A 21409-nucleotide genomic window follows, 5' to 3' on the forward strand; every position below is an offset into this window, starting at 1 on the left:
GTGAACAAACTTACCGTGAGACAAAGTGAAGTACTTGGTTCGATCGTGAACTATCAGCGCCGGTTTGGATTCCCACCAACGATATGTGAGCTGGCAGGGCTAATTGGTTGCTCATCACCAAACGCGGCAGCGGAGCATGTGAAGGCCATAGCGAAGAAGGGATATATCTCAGTAGCGCCTGGAGTTTCCAGGGGGATTACCGTTATTTCAGCAAACGATGAGGTAGACGCGATATCGATCATCAAGTCACTCATTAACGGTGATAGCGATTCAAGAGAACGCGCCTTGTCATGGCTGGAAGCGAGAGGTGTTCAGCAATGAAATTAACGTTGCCATTCCCGCCAACAGTTAACACCTATTACCGGGCCCCTGATCGTGGGGCGTTAAAGGGTAAGCATCTGATCAGTGAGATGGGGAGGAAGTTCAAGAAGAACGTTTATGCCTCTGTTGTTGAGCAGTACGGCGGCATACCGAAACCAGTTAACGTCAACGTTGAGATAAACATAGTTCTTTTCCCGCCAGATAACAGACGGCGGGATCTGGACAACTACAACAAAGCACTGTTCGACGCACTGACGAATGCCAGAGTCTGGGAAGACGACAGTCAGGTTAAACGGATGGCTATCGAGTGGGGGCCGGCAGTAAAGCCTGGAAGGGTAGAGATAACGATCAGTCGATTTGAAACCGTGGCGGGTGCAGCCGCCTGATAAGTGGAGACAGAGCATGCAACAGATGAGCATAACAGTAACATGTCCGACCCATCATGCAGCGACAGTAGGGCAGCAGATCACCATGTCCAGCCGTGAGATTGCGAAACTGGTTGATTCCCGTCACAGCAATGTCTGCGTAACGATAGAGCGCCTCATGAATTCCGGTGTGATTGGAGGGTATGCTGCATTGCAGTACACCCATCCCCAGAACGGTCAGACCTACCATCACTACGAAGTGAACAAACGAGACAGCTATGTGATCGTTGCCCAGTTATCGCCGGAGTTTACCGCCAGACTTGTTGACCGTTGGCAGGAACTGGAGAGCAGCGGTGGAATGATTGTTCCACGGTCACTTCCTGAAGCTTTGCGCCTTGCTGCTGATCTGGCAGAACAGAAACAGCGCCTGAGTGAAGAACTGGCAGTAGCGGCACCGAAGGCCGAGTTCGTTGATCGGTATGTGACGGCTACTGGTTCAATGACTTTCCGACAGGTGGCCAAGCTGCTTAACGCCAAAGAGCAAGCATATCGAAGCAGGGCGCTTCGAGGTGAAGACGGGCACGACAAACCAGACAAATTACGCGTTCAATCAGTCCCGCTTCACCGCCAAGGGTGTTCGTTGGATTGGTGGTCTGTGGGCAGAGCATATTGCTAAGGGGCAGGTAGCGTGAGGGCATTACTGACACCTGAAGTGGCACCGATGACCGGGGTAGTGTTATTTCGCCCAGGCAGTGAACTGATGCATCTGTTCAGACGTGGGCGTGTTCTTATCGAGCCACAGGCAGAGTCAATGGCTGAGTTACCGTCTGGTCTGCTGCCTGAGACAACTCAGGAGCTTCAGAATGATCCGTTAATGCGTGATGTCTTCGAAAATCAGAAGGTCATACATCGTGCAGGTGGACTCAATTCACTGGATGTTTGGCTCGAAAGAAAACTGGAATGTCAGTACCCACACAGCGAGTGGCACGATCGCAACTACACCATAACCCGGCATGCACCTGGCTCAATCCGCACGTGCTGGGGCTGTGACTTAAAAATTCGTGATCAGTTCACTGAAGGTCTGGCGGGTATAGCCCGTGAAAACCTGGTATCCTGGCTACTGAAGGTTGTAAACGGCCAATTAGGTTTCAGTGAGGACCACATTCTGACGCTGCCGGAGTTTTGCTGGTGGATGGTCAGGAACGACCTGGCTGACGAAATACCTGAAGCCTTAGCCCATAAAGCTCTTCGTCTGAATGAAGAGACTCACCAGTCGGTAACACGTGAAAGCGATATTGTTCCGGCATTACCCGCCAAACAACTGGTACAGGAGAAAGCGAAAAAGATAGTGGCAATGAAGGTTGACCCAGAGACGCCGGAATCCTTCATGCTTAAACCCAAGCGTCGCCGCTGGGTGAATGAGAAATACACGAGATGGGTTAAGGCCCAGCCGTGCGTCTGCTGTAACAAGCAAGCTGACGACCCCCACCATCTGATTGGCCACGGGCAGGGTGGAATGGGTACAAAGGCACACGACCTGTTTGTGATTCCTCTGTGCAGAGAGCATCACGACGAGTTGCATGCTGATCCTGTGGCATTTGAATCGAAATACGGTGACCAACTGGCCCTGGTGTTTCGGGTTATAGATCGTGCGCTGGCAATCGGCGTACTGGCGTAAGTGGAGAACTCTAAATGATTAATCCTTCTGAAGTTGGTAAATCTGGTGAAATGGTTCGTCTTCGTACTCTGGAAAGCATCTGGATACAGGGTAAGTTGCGCATGTGGGGCCGCTGGTCTTATATCGGCGGTGGTAGTGGCGGGAATATGTTTAACCAGCTACTGGCATCAGGAAAAATCACCAAGACAGCTATCAATGATGCTCTGCGCAGAATGAAGAAATCAGGAATCACCAAGCCTGAACTTGAAGCGTACCTGCGTGAAATCCTCAACAGCAAAAATAAAAGCGGCCTGGCGTTCTGTTCGGACGAAGAAGGGTTGTTAGTGGACGGTGTCATTGCTTCTGTACTGATGAATGATGACTACCGATCGCTCTATAGCGTGATTGTCGACCGCCATCGCCTACGTAAGAGCAAGTTGCAGATGGCCAATGAACTGCAGGCTAAACATCCTGATTGGCCACTGATCACCTGCCGTCGTCGCATTGACACTTGGCTAAGTCTGGCAGAATCGATCCTGTACGCTCCAGTTTGTGACGCATTCGGCACAAATAGCGACAGATTTAAGTTGCAGAGTGAGCAAGAAAGTGCTTAAATTGTGGTAGGCTCGGGACGTTAAAGCGAACTGAGCAACAGAACAAAAAATAAACCCGCCATCGTGCGGGTTTTTGCTTTTCGCACTCAGTGTAAGTGAAATATAACCATGTGCTTTCAGGGTGAGTTACTATGCAGATTCCTTTCAAAAGTTGTCTGGAGAGTGGCATGGAATTAACATTTAAGGATCTGAAAGAAAAACGCACTAAACTGGTCGAGGCGCAATGGAAGTTACAGGATAAACTTCAGGAGAAGGCGAGCGAACTACTACGAGAGTATTCAGGTTCTCTTGATCTTACATCTCGTGAGTGGACTGGTTCTGACGGAACAAGATGGCCTTATGTGGACATTGGTATTTGGGAGGAGGAGGGGAAGTTCTTTCCTGTCTTAATCCCCCAACTCAATATGGACAGCCGTTACCACTTGAATTTCGTGATTGCAACCACTCTTGATGATTCTCCGCTAACAGGTGGCTACAGGCAGGGCGTAAGCATCTCACTCTGGTATGAGAACTCATCATTTTATGCTGAAGTAGGCTCAGGAGACGACGTCTCCCGTTTTTCTGTCTCATCTCAGCAGGGTGGATTTTATCAGGTATGCAACGCTATTAAGGCGTTAATTAGCTCTTCTATGGATCGCGCCATGCCAGATATTCCAGCGAATTAATAAAGCATAAACATCTTTCAGGGCTATGCAAATGCATGGCCTTTTCTATATCCCGTTGTGAAATGTTCGTGAGGCATGGGTTGTCAGCCAAAGGATCACCGGGAGACACCCGGCACCACGCATCCATTATTGCATAGCAAAAAGGCTCACAACGGTGGAACTTTTAGCAGGGCGAAAAAAAGCCCGCATTGGGTTGCGGGCATAACAGAGAACAAATAGCTAATATTCAAGTTGTCTTTCATCAACTTGTCAGAAGAATTTAACCTTAAGAAAAATTGATGTAAAGACAATATTGATTTCTGGTTACAGGCTGCGCATTTGCGTGGCCTTTTCTATTTCAGGCTCACGGGAATCATCCGCTACGTGCTTTGTTGATAAATCCAGCCCGTGAAGCCTGACCTTTTCATCACACACAGCGCCATCCGAAAAATCGGAGGTGAGGCTATGACCAGAATGAGCACCATTTACAGCAGACTTTCATATGGATCAGGAACCACGCTTGCCGGCTGCGGTGTATCAGCGAAGGCATATGCCGAAACAGCTAAAACAGCAAAAGAGGTGTCCTGGATGTTGGCCGACAGAATTGCAGGGTTAAGCCTGAGCGACTGGGCAATTATTGTCGGTATCGCATGCACCGTTATCACCTGTGCAGTGAACTGGTATTTCCGCTGGAAAGAACGGGAGGATCGGCGCAATGGCTATGCCACCAAAGCTGAAGAATAAACTGAGTGCAGCGGTCGTTGGTTTAATTCTTGCGGGGGCTTCCGCGCCCGTGATTCTCGATCAGTTTCTGGATGAGAAAGAAGGCAACAGTCTGACCGCATACAAGGATGGCTCCGGCATCTGGACTATTTGCCGTGGCGCCACGATGGTTGATGGTAAGCCAGTAGTTCAGGGCATGAAGCTGTCTGCTGAGAAATGCGATCAGGTAAACGCCATTGAGCGTGATAAGGCACTGGCGTGGGTTGACCGAAATATCAAAGTACCACTGACCGAACCACAGAAAGCCGGGATCGCGTCTTTCTGCCCATATAACATCGGTCCCGGAAAATGTTTCCCATCTACGTTCTATAAGCGAATAAATGCTGGCGACCGTGAAGGTGCCTGTGAAGCGATCCGCTGGTGGATAAAAGACGGTGGTCGCGATTGTCGTCTGACCAAAGGGCAGAAGAACGGTTGCTATGGTCAGGTTGAACGGCGAGACCAGGAAAGCGCGTTGACGTGCTGGGGGATAGACCAGTGAGCCTGCGCTATCAGTTCATTGTTATTTTGTTGCTGGTGGCCGTTGCATTCTTCGCGGGTAGTGTATGGAGCAGCCGCGGTTGGGAAAAGAAGTGGGCCGAGCGTGACAGCGTAGAATCATCGCAAACAGCGAACGCACAGACCGCCGCTCGCATGATTGAACAAGGGCGTATTATTGCCCGTGATGAGGCTGTAAAAGATGCACAAGCACAAGCCGCTAAATCCGCTGCCACTGCTGCTGGCCTGTCTGCCACTGTTAACCAGCTGCGTACCGAAGCAACAAAGCTTGCCACTCGCCTGGACGCCGCAAAGCACACCGCAGATCTTGCCACTGCCGTCAGAAGCAAAACAGCCGGAGCCGACGCCGCAGTGCTCGCCGACATGCTCGGACGCCTTGCAGAAGAAGCTCGATATTATGCTGAGCGATCTGACGAAAGCTACCGGGCAGGAATGACGTGTGAGCGCATTTACGACTCAGTGAGGCAGTCAAACAACAACAGGGTTAGAAGATGAACGCAGAAAACCTAAGTGAAGCGTATTACCTCAATAACGATATAAAAGAACTACAACTTCAGAAAAGCATACTGGAAAGTGGTGCCGGACTTGGTGTGACAATCCAGTCTACCTATCAGGATAACGCCTTTCTTGATGCCATACGCCCGCATGCAGTGGCTGAACTTGATCGCCGTATTGTGGAGAAGAAAAAAAACCTCTCCACTCTGGGTGTTACATTCTCTTAAATGAGAACAACAATAAAAGGTTATGTCTGCTTTGCCACATTCTGAGAGTATGAGTTTTATTTGGTAGTCAATCAGTTACTTTATTGGTTTGCTTTCCGATGGAAGATAGATGTTTCCACAGAAGGGGCAAATTAACGTTATATTGTTTTTTATTCTCGACAGACTGTGCTTTGACTGGCGGGAGCAATGAGGACAAGTACTTTTCACATGGCGTAAAGTACGCATCTTGATATCTTTGAGTATCGACATGTTGATTGTCCTGGTGGGCGGTTAACAACCATACACCACATGTTGGCTAATAGCTTCTTTTATAACCGTTACGATGTAGTCGTTAGCCATAATCAATCAAGCCTCGCAATAGCGGGGCTTTTTAACAACTGAGGAATGAGCATTACAGTAGTTCTTACAGCTAAGCAGATTGAAGACCTGGCTGCCTTCGCAAAAGAAGATGGCCAGCCACAATATACCATCACTACCGGAACAATCCCTGAGTTCGAAGCGGATGATGGCGAGGTTATCCCTGAGTACACCGGGCTGATTGCCTATTCCGAGTCGCTAGAGCATAGCGTTCTACAGCTCGATAACTAACGAATCAACATAACTTTCCATCCGCCATGACACCACAATGCTCGTAGACATGCCAGGAAGCCTGGCAGAAGAAGCTCGATACCATGCTGAACGCGCTGATGAAAACTACCGAGCAGGAATGACATGTGAGCGGATTTATGAGTCCGTAAAAATACTAACAATGAACCGTAGAGGAAAAATAATAGCTCTATAAATTAAGATGTTGACGGTTTTCGTGGATAAATTTGTGAATTTTTACTATGAAGGAAATACGACTCTTCCTTGAGTCAAAATCCCTGACAACTTAGGGTGATAGATAAAGGTCTTACGCAGCATGACATAATTTTCGATTTAAGCTATTTAAATTAATTTTTAAGATCAAAACCCACTGAGATTTACTTACAAAACTAAACCTTGCTATGTCTGGTTAATCATGCGTTAATGAATGTCTGGTTTGTAACGAATTTATCTGAAGCAGTCGCTGTAATAATTTTATTCCTTGTTCCTGTTGAGATTTCCTTGTTAGCTTTTCTCTCTGATAATTTTTTTTCGGACCATTCTGCCCAAGGGCTTACTCAATAAAGGTAATGTTTATGTCTAATAAAATGACTGGTTTAGTTAAATGGTTTAATCCTGAAAAAGGTTTTGGTTTTATCACTCCAAAAGATGGTAGTAAAGATGTGTTTGTTCACTTCTCTGCTATCCAGAGTAATGATTTCAAGACGTTGAATGAGAATCAGGAAGTTGAATTTAGTGTTGAACAGGGACCTAAAGGCCCCACGGCAGTTAATGTCGTGGCTGTATAAGGTAACTGTTATTACTAATAATATTCACTTCAGATGTCCGTGTTGCCACGGATCTCAGTACCGAACGTCAAACTTTGATGTTACTGAAAAAAATCCTTTCGGAGCAAAATGTATTTTTTGCAAATCAACAATGATTACATTTGATAATATTGCACTGTACATTCGTTCTGGTCAGTCTTCGTTAGAATTCAGAAAATAAATTTCAGGCTCCTTATGGAGCCTTTTTTGTATGCTGAACCGACAATCTCTGTAAGAGACATCACGGTAAAATTATGAAAAAAGTCATCGTTTTTTTTAATGCAGAACCAGCAGTTGTTGTAACCGTAATGAAAGGTATTACTACGATAATGCGTGAGTTTCCCAATGGGGAAAAAGCACACCTAGCCGTGATGTCAGCGGGATTTCCATCTCTGACAGGAGACCATAAAATAGTTTATGTAGCCTCTGATCGTGATGTCAGTTCAGAAGAGATCCTCGAGGCAGCCTCGAAGCTTTTGAAATGAGATCTGGTTGTTTCGTGACCGACCCGGATTTTAGTACAGTGGTTTGTGTGGTCGCGAGCTCTTTTGCATGAAGATTGTACTGCAAACTATTGATAATTGAGTCTTTCTATTCTATCTTTTAAACATATCAGCGCTTATACAAGTGCTCTACGGGGAATGTAACATGCCTGGCGTTGATACGTTAGAGATCAAGAGAGGTAAACAATGAACGTCGAAGATTTAAAAAGAAAAACTGAAGCGGATATTTCTGAATTCATCACAAAAAAAATTATTGAACTCAAAAAAAAGACAGGAAAAGAAGTTTCCGATATCCAGTTTAATGCTCGTGAAAAAATGACTGGGCTTGAAAGCTATGATATTAAAATCACATTAATCTAATTGTTATAAGACTCAGTTCGAGTGAAAAAGCATTATCTTGAAAGGTAATGCTTTTTTATTTCTGTCATAAAATTTAGAACGTTGTCAAAGCCTTCACTTCTAACCACAGATTTTCTGCTTACCTTTTAACGGGTCCTCCTTGACGATTCTGACCATCGAGGGGCAGCAGCGGCGCGGGATTTGGAGCATTTTTGATTCTTCACGCAACCATTTCAGCATTTGATGCTGATGACGGAACACTATCCCCGAATACACTGGGTTTGTTGCATTCTCTGATTCAAAAGAACACGGTGTGCTTCAACTTGGCTGAGCAGGCATTACAGCAGACATTCACTGAGTGCCTGCGACAAAGTTAAATGGCATCAAGCATGCGATGATGATTGATTAATAATTGAGCTATGCATGGTATAATAAGCCCCATTCATTGAAAGGTTAACCACCATGTCATTTTTCGATTATGCAATGCAGCGTGTTGGGCTTGCAGCCAATACGACTGTCATGTGCCCGATATGCGGACATAAATCCACACACTCGACCACGAAAGTACGCCAACAACAGGCGTTACTTTGCCCTAAATGTAAATCTCTGTTTGTCATTCACAGGTAGTGGGTCGCGATACAAATAACCCCAGGCCTCGCAATTGCGAGGCTTTTTTATGCGCATCGCACGCGCACATCAAATACAGGAGAAGACATGTCCGAGCCGCGTATCTATAACAGTCGCTGGGACAAAGCCAGGCTCTCATTTCTGAAATCTAATCCTCTATGTGTCATGTGTCGTCGCCAGGGCAGGGCAATCCCTGCAATGGTGGTTGACCACATAAAGCCACATAAGCTGAAGGAAGCACTTAAGGGTGGCAATCAGGAAGAGATAGCGAAGGCACGGAAGCTCTTCTGGGATAAGGGTAACTGGCAACCCCTCTGTAAACAGCACCACGACTCCACCAAACAACGTGAAGAGAAACGCGGTCACGTGATCGGATGTGATGAGAACGGGCTGCCACTCGACCCACAGTCGCACTGGCGAAGGTGAGATGACACGAGCGCGAAGGGGAGGGCGGGTAAAGAGTTCAGGAGACATCGCTTCCCTGACCGCCAGCCCCCCTTTTTGTGCACAACCGCGAAATGAAAAGTTTTTTTCCGGGAGGTTCCGATGGCAGGAAGACGCCCGAAACCATCCCACCTGAAGGTGGTAACTGGTAACCCGGGCAAACGTAAACTTAACAACAAAGAACCCACCCCGATCAGAGAAATTCCAAGCCCACCTGCACACCTCACAGACTGGGGGAAAGTCGCATGGGGAAAACTTACCGTACTGCTTGATGGTATGGGAGTCCTCACCGTCGCAGACGTGCTTGCGCTTGAACGCCTTTGCGATATTTACGCCGATATTCTGCAGTTGCGTTTGACGATCGCTGATGAGGGCAGAACTTATACCGTACAGACGGATGGCGGTTTTTTGATTAAGGCAAATCCTGCTGTAGCTATGCTGGCAGATGCAGATCGCCGCTTTAAAAGTTACCTGGTCGAATTCGGTCTTACCCCGGCCGCCAGAACGAAGGTGAAAGTTGATGGTGGAGAAAAAGAAGAAGACTCGCTCAACCAGTTCTTCGGTTGACCCAGCCACACAGTATGCGCTGGATGTCACAACCGGGAAGATACTTGCCGGGCCGGATATCCGTAATGCCTGCGCACGTCACCTCCGCGATCTGGAAAACGGGCCGGCGCGGGGACTTACCTGGGACATTGAATCCGCGCAACGAGGAATCGATTTTTTTGCAAAAGTTTTGAAGCTCAACGGCGGTGAGCATGAGGGGAAGCCCTTTATTCTACTACCCTGGCAGTGTTTCATTGTGGGTTCTATTTTTGGCTGGAAGGCCAGTGATGGATACCGACGCTTTCGCATGGTCTATGTTGAGTCTGGCAAGGGTTCCGGTAAATCCCCTCTCGCTGGTGGAGTCGGATTATATTGTCTGGTCGCCGACAAAGAACCACGCGCTGAAGTGTATGCCGCCGCCACCAAAAAAGACCAGGCGATGATCCTATTCCGGGATGCTGTGGCGATGGTGGATCAGTCTCCCGCTCTGTCTCAGCGAATTCATAAATCAGGTGGTACTGGGAAAGAATGGAATCTGGCGTTTGTTCAGACTGGTTCGTTTTTCCGGCCAATCAGTTCTGATGATGGTCAGTCAGGCCCCCGTCCACATTGTGCTCTGATTGATGAAGTTCACGAACATAAAAGCAATCAGGTCGTTGAGATGATGCGCGCTGGCACAAAGGGGCGCCGGCAGGCGTTGATGTTCCTTATTACCAACAGCGGTCACGATAAAACCAGTGTTTGTTTTGAGTATCACGAGTACGGACGCAAAGTTGCCTCCGGTGATCTGGAAGATGACAGCTTCTTCAGCTTCATCTGCTCGCTGGATGAAGGAGACGACCCGTTTAAAGATGAATCCTGCTGGGGTAAGGCTAATCCGTCACTGGGGCACACCTTCACTGAGAAATATTTGCGTGAGCAGGTGACGCAGGCGCGCGGGATGCCGTCGAAAGAGAGTATTGTCCGCCGCCTTAATTTCTGTCAGTGGGTGGAATCTGCTGATCCTTGGGTGGACAGCGAGACGTGGATGAAATGCGAGCAGGATTTCGACCCTGAAGAACTGACAGGTGAGGAGTGCTATGGAGGTCTGGATCTTTCCGGCTCCCGCGACCTTACCTCGCTGGCACTTTACTTTCCAAAATTTAAAAAATTGTTGGTCGAATTCTGGACGCCAAAAGACACACTGCTGGATCGCGCCAAAACTGACCATGTTCCCTATGACGCCTGGCTGCGTAACGGGTTTATTCATGCTCCACCGGGTAAGGCTGTTAACTACGGGTTTGTGGCTGACCGCCTCGGGGAGTTAACGCAAAAGCACAATATCAGGTGCATTGCCTGCGACCAGTACCGTATTAAATACCTTGAAGTTGAACTGGCGAACCAGTCCGTTGATGTTGAACTGGTTCCGCACGGCCAGGGTTTTTACAAGGCTCAGGAGTCTGGGTTGTGGATGCCGCGATCAATTGAGTTATTTGAAGAGCACCTTAACAGTGGCGAACTAATTATCCGTACTAACCCCTGTCTGCGCTGGAATGCGGCATCTGCAGTTCTGGAAGCCGATCAGAAAGACAACCGTATCTTTGCCAAGAAGAAGAGCACTGGCCGTATTGATGGCGTGGTGGCTTCCGCTATGGCTATTGGCGCGGCGGAGGATGCGGTTCTTGTAGAGACTGGCGACCCTGATGATTTTTTTGATGATCCGATCATGGTAGGTATCTGATGAAGGAAAAAAAACGGCCTGGCCGCATCAAAACCGCGATTGTTAACTGGCTTGGCGAAACAATTGGACTGAATGACGCAGCCTTTTGGCAGGAGTGGTATGGCACCAGTAGCAGTGGAAAAGTCGTTACAGCAGAAAAAGCGCTGGCACTGGCTTCTGTCTGGGCCTGTGTACGTCTGCTGAGTGAATCAGTTTCAACCCTGCCGATGAAGGTATACGAACGGGCGGCTGATGGTTCCCGCAAACTGGCACTTAATCATCCTGCTTATCAGGTGTTATGTCGCCGCCCCAACAGTGAAATGACGCCGTCGCGCTTTATGCTGATGGTGGTTGCCAGTATCTGCCTTCGGGGTAATGCCTACGTAGAAAAAAAGTTGATTGGTACCAAACTGGTTTCACTGGTGCCGTTGCTGCCTCAGTGCATGAAGGTGGATCGGCTGGAGATTGGCGAACTGCGTTATACATACACAGAGAAAGGCGTAGCGCGCATCATCCCGGTTAAAAACATGATGCACATCCGGGGCTTTGGCCTTGATGGTGTCTGCGGGATGATGCCGATGCGTACCGGGCGTGACGTGTTTGGTGCGGCGATGGCGGTTGAAGAGTCCGCAGCGAAAATTTTCGAAAACGGTATTCAGACATCCGGATTTTTCCTGTCAAAGAATCTTCTGACCAAAGAGCAGCGCCAGAAAAACCGTGAAAACCTTAACCGCTTCGTCGGCTCTAAAAACGCCGGAAAAGTGATGGTGCTGGAGGGGGATATGTCCTATCAGGGCATAACTCTGAATCCTGAAGATGCGCAGATGCTGGAATCACGCTCATTCAGCATCGAGGAAATCTGCCGCTGGTTCCGGGTACCTCCCTTTATGGTAGGACACACGACGAAGCAGAGCAGTTGGGCATCGAGCGTTGAAGGGATGAACCTCCTGTTCCTGACTAATACACTGCGCCCAATGCTGGTCAATATTGAGCAGGAGATTTCACGCTGTCTTCTTAACGGAGATGAGGATTTATTTGCGGAGTTCTCAGTAGAAGGCCTGCTCCGTGCCGACAGCGCAGGGCGTGCGGCGTACTACACTACCGCACTGCAAAACGGATGGATGTCGCGTAATGACGTGCGACGCCTTGAAAACCTTCCACCGATTGACGGTGGGGATATTTACACCGTTCAACTGAATCTCACCCCGCTTGAAGACTTGCGTAAAAACAGTACAGCCGAAAAAGCTAGACTGCTTCGTGAAGTCCATAATGCGGTTTTCCCTGATATTCCTTTCGAACAATCTCCACTGAAACAGGCCGCTTAGGAGCAATTTCCTGATGAGCAAAAAACAACTTCCGGTAGCACCGGCGGGTCGCCCCTGTGCGCGCGTTACCTGTGAAACCTTACCGTCTGCACTGGACCGCTGGGACGGCGGGATTAAAGCTGCGTCCACCGACGATAACAGCATTTCTGTTTTTGATGTTATCGGACAGGACTACTGGGGCGAAGGGGTGACAGCCAAACGTATTGCCGGTGCACTTCGGGCGATGAATGGTGCCGACGTTACGGTGAATGTCAACTCACCAGGCGGCGACATGTTCGAAGGCCTGGCAATTTATAACCTTCTCCGCGAGTACGAAGGCCGTGTAACTGTGAAGGTGCTGGGTATTGCCGCCAGTGCTGCCTCGATAATTGCGATGGCCGGGGATGATATTCAGATTGGTCGTGGAGCCTTCCTGATGATCCACAACTGCTGGGTATACGCGATGGGCAACCGCCATGACTTTGCTGAACTGGCACAGTCACTGGAGCCATTCGATACCGCAATGGCTGATATCTATGCAGCGCGCTCTGGCCTTGATATGGCCGCCGTGCATAAGCTGATGGATGCTGAAAGCTATATCGGTGGCAGTGATGCCGTGGCGAAAGGGCTGGCAGACAGCCTGCTTTCTGCTGATGCAGTAAGCGATGGCGATGAATCACCCGCCGCCGCGCTTCGAAAGCTTGATGCATTGCTGGCTAAAACCAACACCCCGCGCTCTGAGCGACGAAAACTCATTAAATCCTTATCCGGTGGCATGCCTGGCGCTGTCACCCACAACGACGGTACGCCGGGCGCTGCCGAAGATATCAAACCTGAAACCATCAATTCACTTGAAAGCGCTCTGGCGGCGTTAGTCAAATAAGGACCCTTTATGTCTGAAGTAAACGATATTCTGAAAAAAGTCACTGCCAGCATTGAAGAGGCAACCAGTAAGTTCAACGCGAAAGCAGAAGACGCACTCAAAGAAGCGACAAAGTCCGGCCAGCTTTCAGAAGAAACGAAGGCGGCTGTCGACAAAATGGCGTCTGAATTTAACGCCCTTCGCGAAGCTGAAAAAACACTAAAAGCAGCCGTTGGTGACCTTGAACAACATGTAGCGCAGATGCCACTGGCAAATGCAAAACAGGTTGTCGAGACTGTTGGGCAGCAGGTTATTTCTGCTGAAGCGTTGAAAACGTTTGCTGCCAGTGTTGAAGGCAACAAGCGCCTGAGCATTCCTGTTAGTGCAGCTCTGTTGTCAGTGAATGTCCCTGGTCAGATTGTTGCGCCAGACCGTCTTCCTGGCATTGATACACAGCCGAAGCAGCGCCTTTTTATTCGCGATCTGATCGCGCCTGGGCGCACCGAGTCCAATACCATTTACTGGGTGCAGCAGACCGGATTTACCAATAATGCTAAAGCGGTGGCGGAAAATACTACCAAGCCGTACAGCGATATTGCGTTTGCTGAAAAAATTACGCCGGTTCGCACCGTTGCCCACCTGTTCAAAGCGGCGAAACAGATCCTCGACGATATGCCACAGCTTCAGTCCACTATTGATGCTGAGCTTCGTTATGGACTGAAGTATGTCGAAGAGCAGGAAATCCTCTTTGGGGATGGCACTGGAGCTCACCTTGATGGCATCGTTCCTCAGGCTTCAGCTTTTGCTGCGGCGTTTGCTGTTGCACAGCAGAACGGTATTGATGATCTTCGCCTGGCGATGCTGCAGGCGCAACTGGCACGCTTCCCGGCTTCCGGTCACGTTCTGCACTTCATTGACTGGGCGAAGATTGAGCTGACTAAAGACAGTCTGGGTCGCTATATCCTGGCGAACCCTGCGGCACTGGCGGGACCGACACTTTGGGGACTGCCGGTTGTTGCCACCGAAGCTGCTGCCTTCCAGGGTAAATTCCTGACAGGCGCATTCAACGCTGGAGCGCAGATCTTCGACCGTGAAGATGCGAACGTGGTTATCTCCACAGAGAACGCCGACGACTTCGAGAAAAACATGATTTCGATCCGCTGTGAAGAGCGTCTGGCGCTGGCGGTAAAACGCCCGGAGGCGTTTATCTATGGCTCCTTTACAGCACCTGCGCCTGGCGGCGTGTAATTCATAACAGCGGCCTTCTGGCCGCTTTCACCCTGAGGAAACCGAAATGAAAATGCGATCCCTTAAACCGGTTTATTTCAACGGTACTGTACAGACTGAAGGTAGCGAGTTTGAAACGCTGGAGCAGCATGGCCGGGAGCTGATCAGAAAAGGTTATGCGGAATGTGTGAGCGAGGATACTCCTGCAGAGCAGGCAGAGCAGGCAGAGCAGGCAGAGCAGGCAGAGCAGGCAGAGCAGGCAGAGCAGGCAGAGCAGGCAGAGCAGGCAGAGCAGGCAGAGCAGGCAGAGCAGGCCAAAAAACGAACGGATAAAAAATAAGGGGGCAGGATGTTACTTACGCTTCCAGAAATAAAAGAACAGTGCCGTCTTGAGGTGGATTTTACGGACGAGGATATGCTACTGACCCTGCTTGGTGAAGCTGCGGAAGCAAAGGCTACAACCTATCTGAATCGTAATCTTTACCCAACAAAAGACGTAATTCCTGACACTGATGATGACGGCATAACCCTTACCAATGATATCAAGCTGGGGATGCTGATGCTAATCAGTCACTGGTATGAAAATAGAAGTTCAGTATCAGAACTGGAAATGTCAGAGACTCCTCAGGCTTTTGAATTTCTGTTATACCCACGGCGGTTACCAGTATCGGGTTTTTAGTATGAAGAGACGGTCAACTAATACCAGCGCCCTCTATACCATGCCTGATCCCGGGGAACTTGATCAGCGAGTGGTTCTCAGGGAAAGAGTGGATGTTCCTGCTGATGATTTCGGTACCGAGCCTGAATACCCGGTTTCATTCAACGCATGGGCAAAGGTGCTGCAAACCAGTGCCACCACATACCAGGAAACGGCGCAGACGGATAACGCTATCACACATTACATCACCATTCGCTGGCGTCGTGGGATTACCACTGATTTTGAGGTGGCTAATGGTGACGAGGTGTACCGCGTGAAACGTGTTCGCGATCTAAACAGTAAACGGCGATTTCTGCTTCTTGAGTGCACCGAACTGGGGTCATTTACAGAAAATAGCGGAGGTATTTCCAGTGACGGGACCCTTTTTTCACGTTGATTTTCAGCAGCCGAACGAAATGCGCTTTAACCGCTCGCGTGTCCGGCGGGCATTTATCACTATTGGTCAGCGTCATATGCGCGATGCACGCCGTCTGGTCATGCGGCGCGGTCGCTCTGAGCCCGGGGAAAACCCCGGATATCAGACGGGGCGGCTGGCAAAATCCATTGGTTATATGGTGCCAAAGGCCAGTAAGAAGCGTCCTGGCTTTATGACTAAAATTGCACCAAACCAGCGGAACGGACACGGAAACCGGCTGATTAAGGGCGATTTCTATCCGGCTTTCCTGTTTTTCGGTGTACGCGGTGGCGCAAAACGTCGGCGCAGTCATCACCGTGGCGCTTCTGGTGGTAGCGGCTGGCGGCTGGCTCCGCGTAATAATTTTATGGTTGAGACACTCAACAAAAACAACCCGTGGACGCGCTATTACCTTGCGCGTGAATTGCGGCTCTCACTCAAACCGGAGAAACGACGCTGATGAAACTGGCCCCAATTATTGCTGCACTGCGGGCACGTTGCCCCATCTTTGAAAACCGTGTTGCTGGCGCAGCCCAGTTTAAGGATTTACCGGAAGTCGGAAAGATGAAACTGCCGGCGGCTTATGTTGTTCCCGGAGATGATTCGCCAGGGGAACAGAAGAGCCAGACTGACTACTGGCAGGATTTAACCGAAGGGTTTGCCGTCATTGTGTTTGTCAGCAATGGCAGGGATGAGCGCGGTCAGTTTGCCTCATATGATGTTGTTCACGATGTACGACAGTCACTGTTTAAAGCGCTCCTGGGCTGGAATCCTGAAGAGCGTGGAAACCCGATCACCTATGCAGGCGGCACGCTGCTTGATGTGAACCGGCATGAACTGAGCTACCAGTTCGACTTCTCTGTGTTGAAAGAGCTTTCAGAAGATGACACTCGCCAGCAGGATGAACTGAACGATCTGGATGATTTTAAAACGCTGGCGATTGATGTTGATTTTATCGATCCGGGACATGGCCCCGACGGGAAGCCCGAACATCACACAGAGATAACTCTCCCCTCCTGAGGAAAACCATGTTTGTAAAACCCCAAAAAGGGCGGTCAGTACATGACCCTGCCCGAGGTGACCTTTTGCCTGTTGAAGGGCGAAATGTTGAAGAAAGCAGCTACTGGCTGCGCCGGGAAGCCGCTGGCGATATCAGGCGCGTGAACAAAGTTAAACAAAAAAAGGTGGAAACCAATGACCGTTAGTTTCAGCACTATCCCGGCAAATACGCTGGTGCCACTGTTTTATGCTGAGATGGATAATTCGGCGGCAAATACAAGTCAGGAATCAGCGCCGTCGTTGCTGCTGGGGCACGCAAATACCGGTGCGGCAATTGAGCCTGATTCGCTGGTACTGATGCCCTCCGCTGATTACGCAAAGCAGATTTGTGGCCCCGGTAGTCAGCTTGCGCGCATGGTTGCTGCGTACCGCAAAACCGATCCTTTTGGTGAGCTTTACATCATTGCTGTCCCTGAGCCAGCAGCAGGAGTGGCGGCCACGTATACCCTGACCGTAACAGGCGCAGCAACTGAGAGCGGCACGGTGAATGTTTATGTCGGGCGTACTCGTATTCAGGCAGCAGTTGTAAGCGGTGATGATGTTGAGGCTGTGGCATCGGGCATTAAAGATGCAATCAATGCTGATCCGACATTGCCGGTTATCGCTTCGTCTGCTGCTGGCGTGGTCACTCTGACAGCGCGTCACAAAGGTCTGAGCGGGAATGACATCCCCGTGGTTCTGAATTATTACGGGTACGGTGGCGGGGAAGTTTTGCCCGCAGGCATAGCTGTAGCCGTCGCTGCAGACACTGCCGGAACGGGGGCTCCGGTACTCAACGGTGCTATTGCCGCCATGGCCGATGAGCCGTTTGATTATATTGGTCATCCGTTCAGCGATTTGGCTTCGGTGAATGCATTTGTCAGCGAAATGAACGATACCAGCGGTCGCTGGAGCTATGCGCGCCAGCTTTATGGCCACGTTTATACCGCAAAACTCGGAACGCTTTCTGATCTGGTTGCCGCAGGTGATCAGCTTAACCAACAGCACATCACCCTGGCCGGGTACGAGAAAGAAACTCAGACCCCGGCGGACGAACTTGCATCCAGCCGAACAGCGCGCAATGCCGTCTTTATCCGTAACGATCCAGCGCGTCCAACGCAAACGGGTGAACTCGTAGATATGCTGCCAGCGCCGAAGGGCAAACGCTTCACGATGACCGAACAGCAGTCTCTGCTATCGCATGGTATTGCAACGTCATACGTTGAAAGCGGTACGCTGCGCATTCAGCGCGACGTTACTACGTACAAGAAAAACGCCTACGGCGTTGCAGATAACAGCTATCTCGATAGTGAGACGCTGCATACCAGCGCATACGTTCTGCGTAAGCTGAAGTCAGTTATAACCAGCAAATATGGTCGCCACAAACTGGCAAACGATGGTACCCGTTTTGGCCCCGGTCAGGCGATTGTTACTCCGGCGGTTATCAAAGGTGAGCTTCTGGCAACCTACCGCCAAATGGAGCGCGCCGGGATCGTTGAAAATTACGACCTGTTCAAGCAATACCTGAAGGTTGAACGCGACGCGACAAACCCAAACCGTATCAACACTCTGTTCCCGCCTGACTATGTTAACCAGCTGCGAGTGTTTGCGGTCGTTAACCAGTTCCGCCTTCAGTATCAAGAGGAGTCCGCATAATGGCGCGCATTGCAGGTACCTGTTATTTCAGAATTGATGGTCAGCAATTATCCATGACCGGAGGTATTGAGGTGCCGATGAACACGAAGGTCAATGATGATGTCATTGGCCTTGATGGCTCGGTGGATCGTAAAGAAACCCACCGCGCGCCCTATATCAAAGGCACCTTTAAAGTGCCGAAAGATTTTCCGGTCAACAAGGTCACTACCTCAGACCAGATGACCATTACAGCCGAACTGGCAAACGGTCAGGTTTATGTCCTGTCGTCAGCCTGGCTGCACGGTGAAGCAAACCACAACGCCGAAGAAGGTACGGCGGATCTTGAATTCCACGGTGAAGAAGGGGATTACCAGTAATGAAAGAACTCAAACTCAGCAAACCGGTTAAAGCTCATGGTGAAGATCTCCATGTACTGGAGTTACGGGAACCCACATATGACGAAATAGAGGGCGTGGGATTTCCGTTTACAGTATCTGCGGATGGTGGTGTCAGACTGGACAGCGCTGTTTCGCTGAAATACATCCCTTTACTTGCCGGGATCCCCCGTTCTTCTGCAGCGCAGATGGCTAAGCTTGATATTTTTAAAGCCTGCATGTTGATCCTGAATTTTTTTACCCGATCGGGGACGGAGCAAACCTCCGACAACGCTTCTACAACACCGCTTACTTCTGGCGAATAAACCCTCTTGATCTCCGGCGGACGGCGATTTCTGAGTTCCTGACGCTGGAGTCAGAGGCTGTTCGCATCAACGAGGAAATAAAACATGGCTGATGACTTTCAACTAAAAGCGATTATTACCGCCGTTGACCGGTTGTCTGGGCCAATGAAGGGAATGCAGAAAAAGTTAAAGGGATTTCAGAAGGAAATGGCCGGACTGTCAGTGGCCGCTACCGCTGCCGGGGCGGCCATTCTCGGTGCGCTGGCTATGCCTGTTACTGCGGCGATGGGTTTTGAGTCGAAGATGGCTGACATCCGCAAGGTTGTTGACGGTCTGGACGACAGGAACGCATTTGCCGCAATGAGCGATGATATCCTGACGCTCTCCACTCAGTTACCGATGGCAGCGGAAGGGATTGCAGAGATCGTCGCGGCAGGTGGTCAGGCGGGCATCGCGCGAAGCGATCTAATGCAGTTTGCCAGCGACGCGGTAAAAATGGGCGTGGCGTTTGACACCACCGCTGAAGAGTCTGGTCAGATGATGGCGCAGTGGCGAACGGCGTTTAAACTGACCCAGGATGATGTGGTTGTTCTGGCTGATAAAATTAACTATCTGGGGAATACCGGGCCAGCAAATGCCGGAAAAATATCAGAGATTGTGACCCGAATTGGACCTCTTGGTGAGATTGCGGGAGTTGCTTCGGGGGAAATTGCAGCATTAGGTGCAACGATTGCCGGTATGGGTGTGGAGCCAGAAATTGCTGCAACGGGCATCAAAAACTTCATGAAAGCCTTAACGTCAGGCGGCGCGGCAACCAAAGCGCAGAGGACGGTTCTTGCTGCGCTGAAGATTGACCCGAAAAAGCTGGCTGCAGATATGCAGAAAGATTCGAAAGGCACGATGCTGAAGGTGCTTGACGGGATATCAAAAATCCCGAAAGAAAAGCAGGCTGCGGCAATGAATATGTTGTTTGGCAGTGAGTCTGCTGGTGCGATAGCACCGCTTCTCACCAATATGGACCTGCTGCGTATCAACTTTGAGCGAGTGGCAGACGCCCAGCAGTACGGTGGCTCGATGCAAAAGGAATATGCTTCTCGTGCGGCTACCACTGAAAACCAGTTAACCCTCCTGAGAAACAGTGTTAACGCCATTTCTGTCACGCTGGGGGATACCTTTCTTCCGGTTATCAACGAGGCCGCCGAAGCTGTGATGCCGTGGCTGGAGCATGTCCGCGAACTGGTAAGAGAAAACCCAGAGATGGTGAAGTCAGTCGCGAAATTCGGTGCGGCACTCATTGTGGCTGGCGGGGCCGTTGGCGTTCTTTCTCGTGCCTTCCGGATACTGAATAGCGTTATCAATCTTTCGCCCGCAAAACTGGCAATTGCGGCACTGGCAGGAGGCGCTCTGCTCATTATCGAGAACTGGGATGATGTCGCACCGGTGATCAAATCTGTCTGGCTGGAGGTGGATAATGTCGCACAGGTAATGGGAGGGTGGGAAACTGTACTGGGTGGTATTGGGATGTACATGACTGGTGCATTTGCAGTGAAAACCATCGGTTCGCTGCGTACAGCCTTTGCTCTCGCCAGTCAGCTATCGGGTGTTCTTGGGAAAATCGCCATGCTGGGAGCCACGACAGTTCAGATAGGGGTTGCCATTTATATGTTTGAGCAACTCAAGGAAATCGCCGATGCGGCAAAAGAGGCCGATCATACCGACTCATTCTGGGATTCCCTGAAGAATCGCTGGAATTCAGGCGGCTGGTATAACAACAAGCAGCAAAGGGAAATGTTTGGCGGACAGACGACCAGGGATAACTATCAACCCGCGGTTCCACTACTGAGGCCCGGTGCCGTTATGGATCGGGCGCAATCCCCACAGACGCAGCGTAGCGAACTTAACGTGTCTTTCGATAATGCGCCTCCAGGAATGCGCGTTGCGACACCTGCCGGAAGTGCGACACCGTGGCTTTCTTATGATGTGGGATACAGTCGCTTTAGCAGAGATAGTTAACCCATCTGTCATGTTCAGTGTAACCCGCCAGAGTGGGTTTTCCACACCCTAACGGGTATGCTATTTTTTATGCAATCAGAGCGATGATCAGGATGCCGCTGGGGAGAACATGGATTCAACGCACGACGAAGAAAAACGCACAGAATTTGAAAAATTCATCATTGAAAGGTTTGGCGATGCAGTTGATCTCCGCCGGGCGACAAATGGCGATAACGGATATATATCATGGGAGGCAGCGGTTGCCTGGATTGTCTGGCAGGAACGCTCGTTGCATCATGAAATAACTTCTGCCGTGGACTGAGCGGGACGTGAGTTAGGTATAAGCATCGTTTCCGGTTTTGGCTACCATACAGGCGATATGTGAATTCCCATATCGATAATTTAAC

General features: G+C 49.9%; 33 protein-coding genes and 2 pseudogenes. 34 read left to right on the forward strand and 1 reads right to left on the reverse strand.

Annotated features, from left to right (window positions below):
- The 10 genes and pseudogenes from OGY71_RS02250 (at position 1) to OGY71_RS02295 (ending at position 5604) form a co-directional block, all read left to right on the forward strand.
- Positions 1–321, forward strand: coding sequence for a LexA family protein (locus OGY71_RS02250; protein ID WP_009364418.1), 321 nt, complete (start codon positions 1–3; stop codon positions 319–321).
- Positions 318–707 (forward strand): RusA family crossover junction endodeoxyribonuclease, encoded by a 390-nt coding sequence (locus tag OGY71_RS02255; RefSeq protein ID WP_286612762.1) that lies wholly within the window; start codon positions 318–320, stop codon positions 705–707. The genes OGY71_RS02250 and OGY71_RS02255 overlap by 4 nt, the downstream gene beginning before the upstream one ends.
- A gap of 16 nt (positions 708–723) precedes the next feature.
- A pseudogene (locus OGY71_RS02260) lies at positions 724–1378 on the forward strand (phage antirepressor KilAC domain-containing protein).
- Positions 1375–2364 (forward strand): DUF968 domain-containing protein, encoded by a 990-nt coding sequence (locus OGY71_RS02265; protein WP_286612764.1) that lies wholly within the window; start codon positions 1375–1377, stop codon positions 2362–2364. The pseudogene OGY71_RS02260 and the gene OGY71_RS02265 overlap by 4 nt, the downstream one beginning before the upstream one ends.
- A 14-nt stretch (positions 2365–2378) precedes the next feature.
- Positions 2379–2957 (forward strand): DUF1133 family protein, encoded by a 579-nt coding sequence (locus OGY71_RS02270; RefSeq protein ID WP_033558943.1) that lies wholly within the window; start codon positions 2379–2381, stop codon positions 2955–2957.
- Positions 2958–3124: 167 nt separating this feature from the next.
- Positions 3125–3622: a hypothetical protein gene (locus OGY71_RS02275; protein ID WP_247754133.1), complete on the forward strand. Its 498-nt coding sequence runs from the start codon at positions 3125–3127 to the stop codon at positions 3620–3622.
- A 444-nt stretch (positions 3623–4066) separates the two neighbouring features.
- Positions 4067–4345: a phage holin gene (locus tag OGY71_RS02280; protein ID WP_016150433.1), complete on the forward strand. Its 279-nt coding sequence runs from the start codon at positions 4067–4069 to the stop codon at positions 4343–4345.
- Positions 4317–4865 (forward strand): lysozyme, encoded by a 549-nt coding sequence (locus OGY71_RS02285; protein ID WP_115601849.1) that lies wholly within the window; start codon positions 4317–4319, stop codon positions 4863–4865. Before OGY71_RS02280 ends, OGY71_RS02285 begins: the two co-directional genes overlap by 29 nt.
- Positions 4862–5377, forward strand: coding sequence for a DUF2514 domain-containing protein (locus OGY71_RS02290; RefSeq protein ID WP_142710296.1), 516 nt, complete (start codon positions 4862–4864; stop codon positions 5375–5377). Before OGY71_RS02285 ends, OGY71_RS02290 begins: the two co-directional genes overlap by 4 nt.
- On the forward strand, positions 5374–5604 hold the full coding sequence (locus OGY71_RS02295; RefSeq protein ID WP_000990801.1) for a hypothetical protein: 231 nt from the start codon (positions 5374–5376) through the stop codon (positions 5602–5604). The genes OGY71_RS02290 and OGY71_RS02295 overlap by 4 nt, the downstream gene beginning before the upstream one ends.
- Before the next feature lie 75 nt (positions 5605–5679).
- On the opposite strand, the gene OGY71_RS02300 is transcribed toward OGY71_RS02295, so the two are convergent.
- Positions 5680–5853 (reverse strand): YnfU family zinc-binding protein, encoded by a 174-nt coding sequence (locus OGY71_RS02300; protein WP_213083834.1) that lies wholly within the window; start codon positions 5851–5853, stop codon positions 5680–5682.
- A 141-nt stretch (positions 5854–5994) separates the two neighbouring features.
- Between OGY71_RS02300 and OGY71_RS02305 the strand changes: the two genes are divergently transcribed.
- From OGY71_RS02305 to OGY71_RS02415, 24 genes and pseudogenes are all read left to right on the forward strand, one after another.
- Positions 5995–6192 carry a hypothetical protein gene (locus OGY71_RS02305; RefSeq protein ID WP_024174517.1) on the forward strand — a complete coding sequence of 66 codons (198 nt, stop codon included), beginning with the start codon at positions 5995–5997 and terminating at the stop codon, positions 6190–6192.
- Between the two features lie 28 nt (positions 6193–6220).
- Positions 6221–6385, forward strand: a pseudogene (locus tag OGY71_RS02310) (DUF2514 family protein); the annotation flags it as partial.
- 379 nt (positions 6386–6764) lie between these two features.
- Entirely contained in the window at positions 6765–6977 is a 213-nt protein-coding gene (gene cspG, locus OGY71_RS02315; RefSeq protein ID WP_000066494.1) for a cold shock protein CspG, read from the forward strand.
- Positions 6978–6987: 10 nt separating this feature from the next.
- A complete protein-coding gene (ymcF, locus tag OGY71_RS02320) occupies positions 6988–7176 on the forward strand; it encodes a cold shock small protein YmcF (protein WP_057069020.1) in 189 nt (62 codons plus the stop codon).
- A 73-nt stretch (positions 7177–7249) separates the two neighbouring features.
- Positions 7250–7480, forward strand: coding sequence for a hypothetical protein (locus tag OGY71_RS02325; protein ID WP_286612767.1), 231 nt, complete (start codon positions 7250–7252; stop codon positions 7478–7480).
- A gap of 204 nt (positions 7481–7684) precedes the next feature.
- On the forward strand, positions 7685–7858 hold the full coding sequence (locus tag OGY71_RS02330; RefSeq protein ID WP_001100119.1) for a GnsA/GnsB family addiction module toxin: 174 nt from the start codon (positions 7685–7687) through the stop codon (positions 7856–7858).
- Between the two features lie 441 nt (positions 7859–8299).
- Positions 8300–8464: a YnfU family zinc-binding protein gene (locus tag OGY71_RS23160; protein ID WP_213090494.1), complete on the forward strand. Its 165-nt coding sequence runs from the start codon at positions 8300–8302 to the stop codon at positions 8462–8464.
- 87 nt (positions 8465–8551) lie between these two features.
- Complete coding sequence (locus OGY71_RS02335; RefSeq protein ID WP_165712277.1) at positions 8552–8890, forward strand: HNH endonuclease; 339 nt, start codon at positions 8552–8554, stop codon at positions 8888–8890.
- Between the two features lie 120 nt (positions 8891–9010).
- Positions 9011–9475, forward strand: a complete 465-nt coding sequence (locus OGY71_RS02340) for a phage terminase small subunit P27 family (protein ID WP_286586593.1) — start codon at positions 9011–9013, stop codon at positions 9473–9475.
- Complete coding sequence (locus OGY71_RS02345) at positions 9429–11174, forward strand: terminase large subunit (RefSeq protein WP_286586592.1); 1746 nt, start codon at positions 9429–9431, stop codon at positions 11172–11174. The genes OGY71_RS02340 and OGY71_RS02345 overlap by 47 nt, the downstream gene beginning before the upstream one ends.
- The gene (locus tag OGY71_RS02350; RefSeq protein ID WP_286586591.1) at positions 11174–12478 is read left to right on the forward strand and encodes a phage portal protein; all 1305 of its coding nucleotides are present in this window, start codon (positions 11174–11176) and stop codon (positions 12476–12478) included. The genes OGY71_RS02345 and OGY71_RS02350 overlap by 1 nt, the downstream gene beginning before the upstream one ends.
- A gap of 13 nt (positions 12479–12491) precedes the next feature.
- Positions 12492–13340, forward strand: a complete 849-nt coding sequence (locus OGY71_RS02355; RefSeq protein WP_181617480.1) for a head maturation protease, ClpP-related — start codon at positions 12492–12494, stop codon at positions 13338–13340.
- A gap of 9 nt (positions 13341–13349) precedes the next feature.
- Entirely contained in the window at positions 13350–14567 is a 1218-nt protein-coding gene (locus tag OGY71_RS02360) for a phage major capsid protein (RefSeq protein ID WP_286612769.1), read from the forward strand.
- A gap of 46 nt (positions 14568–14613) precedes the next feature.
- A complete protein-coding gene (locus OGY71_RS02365; RefSeq protein ID WP_286612771.1) occupies positions 14614–14886 on the forward strand; it encodes a DUF7210 family protein in 273 nt (90 codons plus the stop codon).
- A gap of 9 nt (positions 14887–14895) precedes the next feature.
- The gene (locus OGY71_RS02370; RefSeq protein WP_165712289.1) at positions 14896–15225 is read left to right on the forward strand and encodes a head-tail connector protein; all 330 of its coding nucleotides are present in this window, start codon (positions 14896–14898) and stop codon (positions 15223–15225) included.
- Between the two features lies 1 nt (position 15226).
- Positions 15227–15640 (forward strand): phage head closure protein, encoded by a 414-nt coding sequence (locus OGY71_RS02375; RefSeq protein WP_286586948.1) that lies wholly within the window; start codon positions 15227–15229, stop codon positions 15638–15640.
- On the forward strand, positions 15615–16118 hold the full coding sequence (locus tag OGY71_RS02380) for a hypothetical protein (RefSeq protein ID WP_286586949.1): 504 nt from the start codon (positions 15615–15617) through the stop codon (positions 16116–16118). The genes OGY71_RS02375 and OGY71_RS02380 overlap by 26 nt, the downstream gene beginning before the upstream one ends.
- Complete coding sequence (locus tag OGY71_RS02385; protein WP_286612773.1) at positions 16118–16678, forward strand: phage tail terminator protein; 561 nt, start codon at positions 16118–16120, stop codon at positions 16676–16678. The genes OGY71_RS02380 and OGY71_RS02385 overlap by 1 nt, the downstream gene beginning before the upstream one ends.
- An 8-nt stretch (positions 16679–16686) precedes the next feature.
- The gene (locus tag OGY71_RS02390; RefSeq protein WP_000497746.1) at positions 16687–16863 is read left to right on the forward strand and encodes a DUF2635 domain-containing protein; all 177 of its coding nucleotides are present in this window, start codon (positions 16687–16689) and stop codon (positions 16861–16863) included.
- The gene (locus OGY71_RS02395; RefSeq protein ID WP_234662053.1) at positions 16853–18352 is read left to right on the forward strand and encodes a phage tail sheath subtilisin-like domain-containing protein; all 1500 of its coding nucleotides are present in this window, start codon (positions 16853–16855) and stop codon (positions 18350–18352) included. The genes OGY71_RS02390 and OGY71_RS02395 overlap by 11 nt, the downstream gene beginning before the upstream one ends.
- Positions 18352–18708 carry a phage tail tube protein gene (locus tag OGY71_RS02400; RefSeq protein WP_234662052.1) on the forward strand — a complete coding sequence of 119 codons (357 nt, stop codon included), beginning with the start codon at positions 18352–18354 and terminating at the stop codon, positions 18706–18708. The genes OGY71_RS02395 and OGY71_RS02400 overlap by 1 nt, the downstream gene beginning before the upstream one ends.
- A complete protein-coding gene (locus tag OGY71_RS02405) occupies positions 18708–19031 on the forward strand; it encodes a phage tail assembly protein (RefSeq protein ID WP_086550240.1) in 324 nt (107 codons plus the stop codon). Before OGY71_RS02400 ends, OGY71_RS02405 begins: the two co-directional genes overlap by 1 nt.
- An 84-nt stretch (positions 19032–19115) precedes the next feature.
- A complete protein-coding gene (locus tag OGY71_RS02410; protein WP_286586951.1) occupies positions 19116–21023 on the forward strand; it encodes a phage tail tape measure protein in 1908 nt (635 codons plus the stop codon).
- Between the two features lie 109 nt (positions 21024–21132).
- Entirely contained in the window at positions 21133–21324 is a 192-nt protein-coding gene (locus OGY71_RS02415; RefSeq protein WP_086550238.1) for a hypothetical protein, read from the forward strand.
- Positions 21325–21409: the final 85 nt, after the last annotated feature.

The sequence above is a fragment of the Citrobacter sp. Cpo109 genome, from assembly GCF_030332565.1.
Classification (GTDB): Bacteria; Pseudomonadota; Gammaproteobacteria; order Enterobacterales; family Enterobacteriaceae; genus Citrobacter; species Citrobacter portucalensis.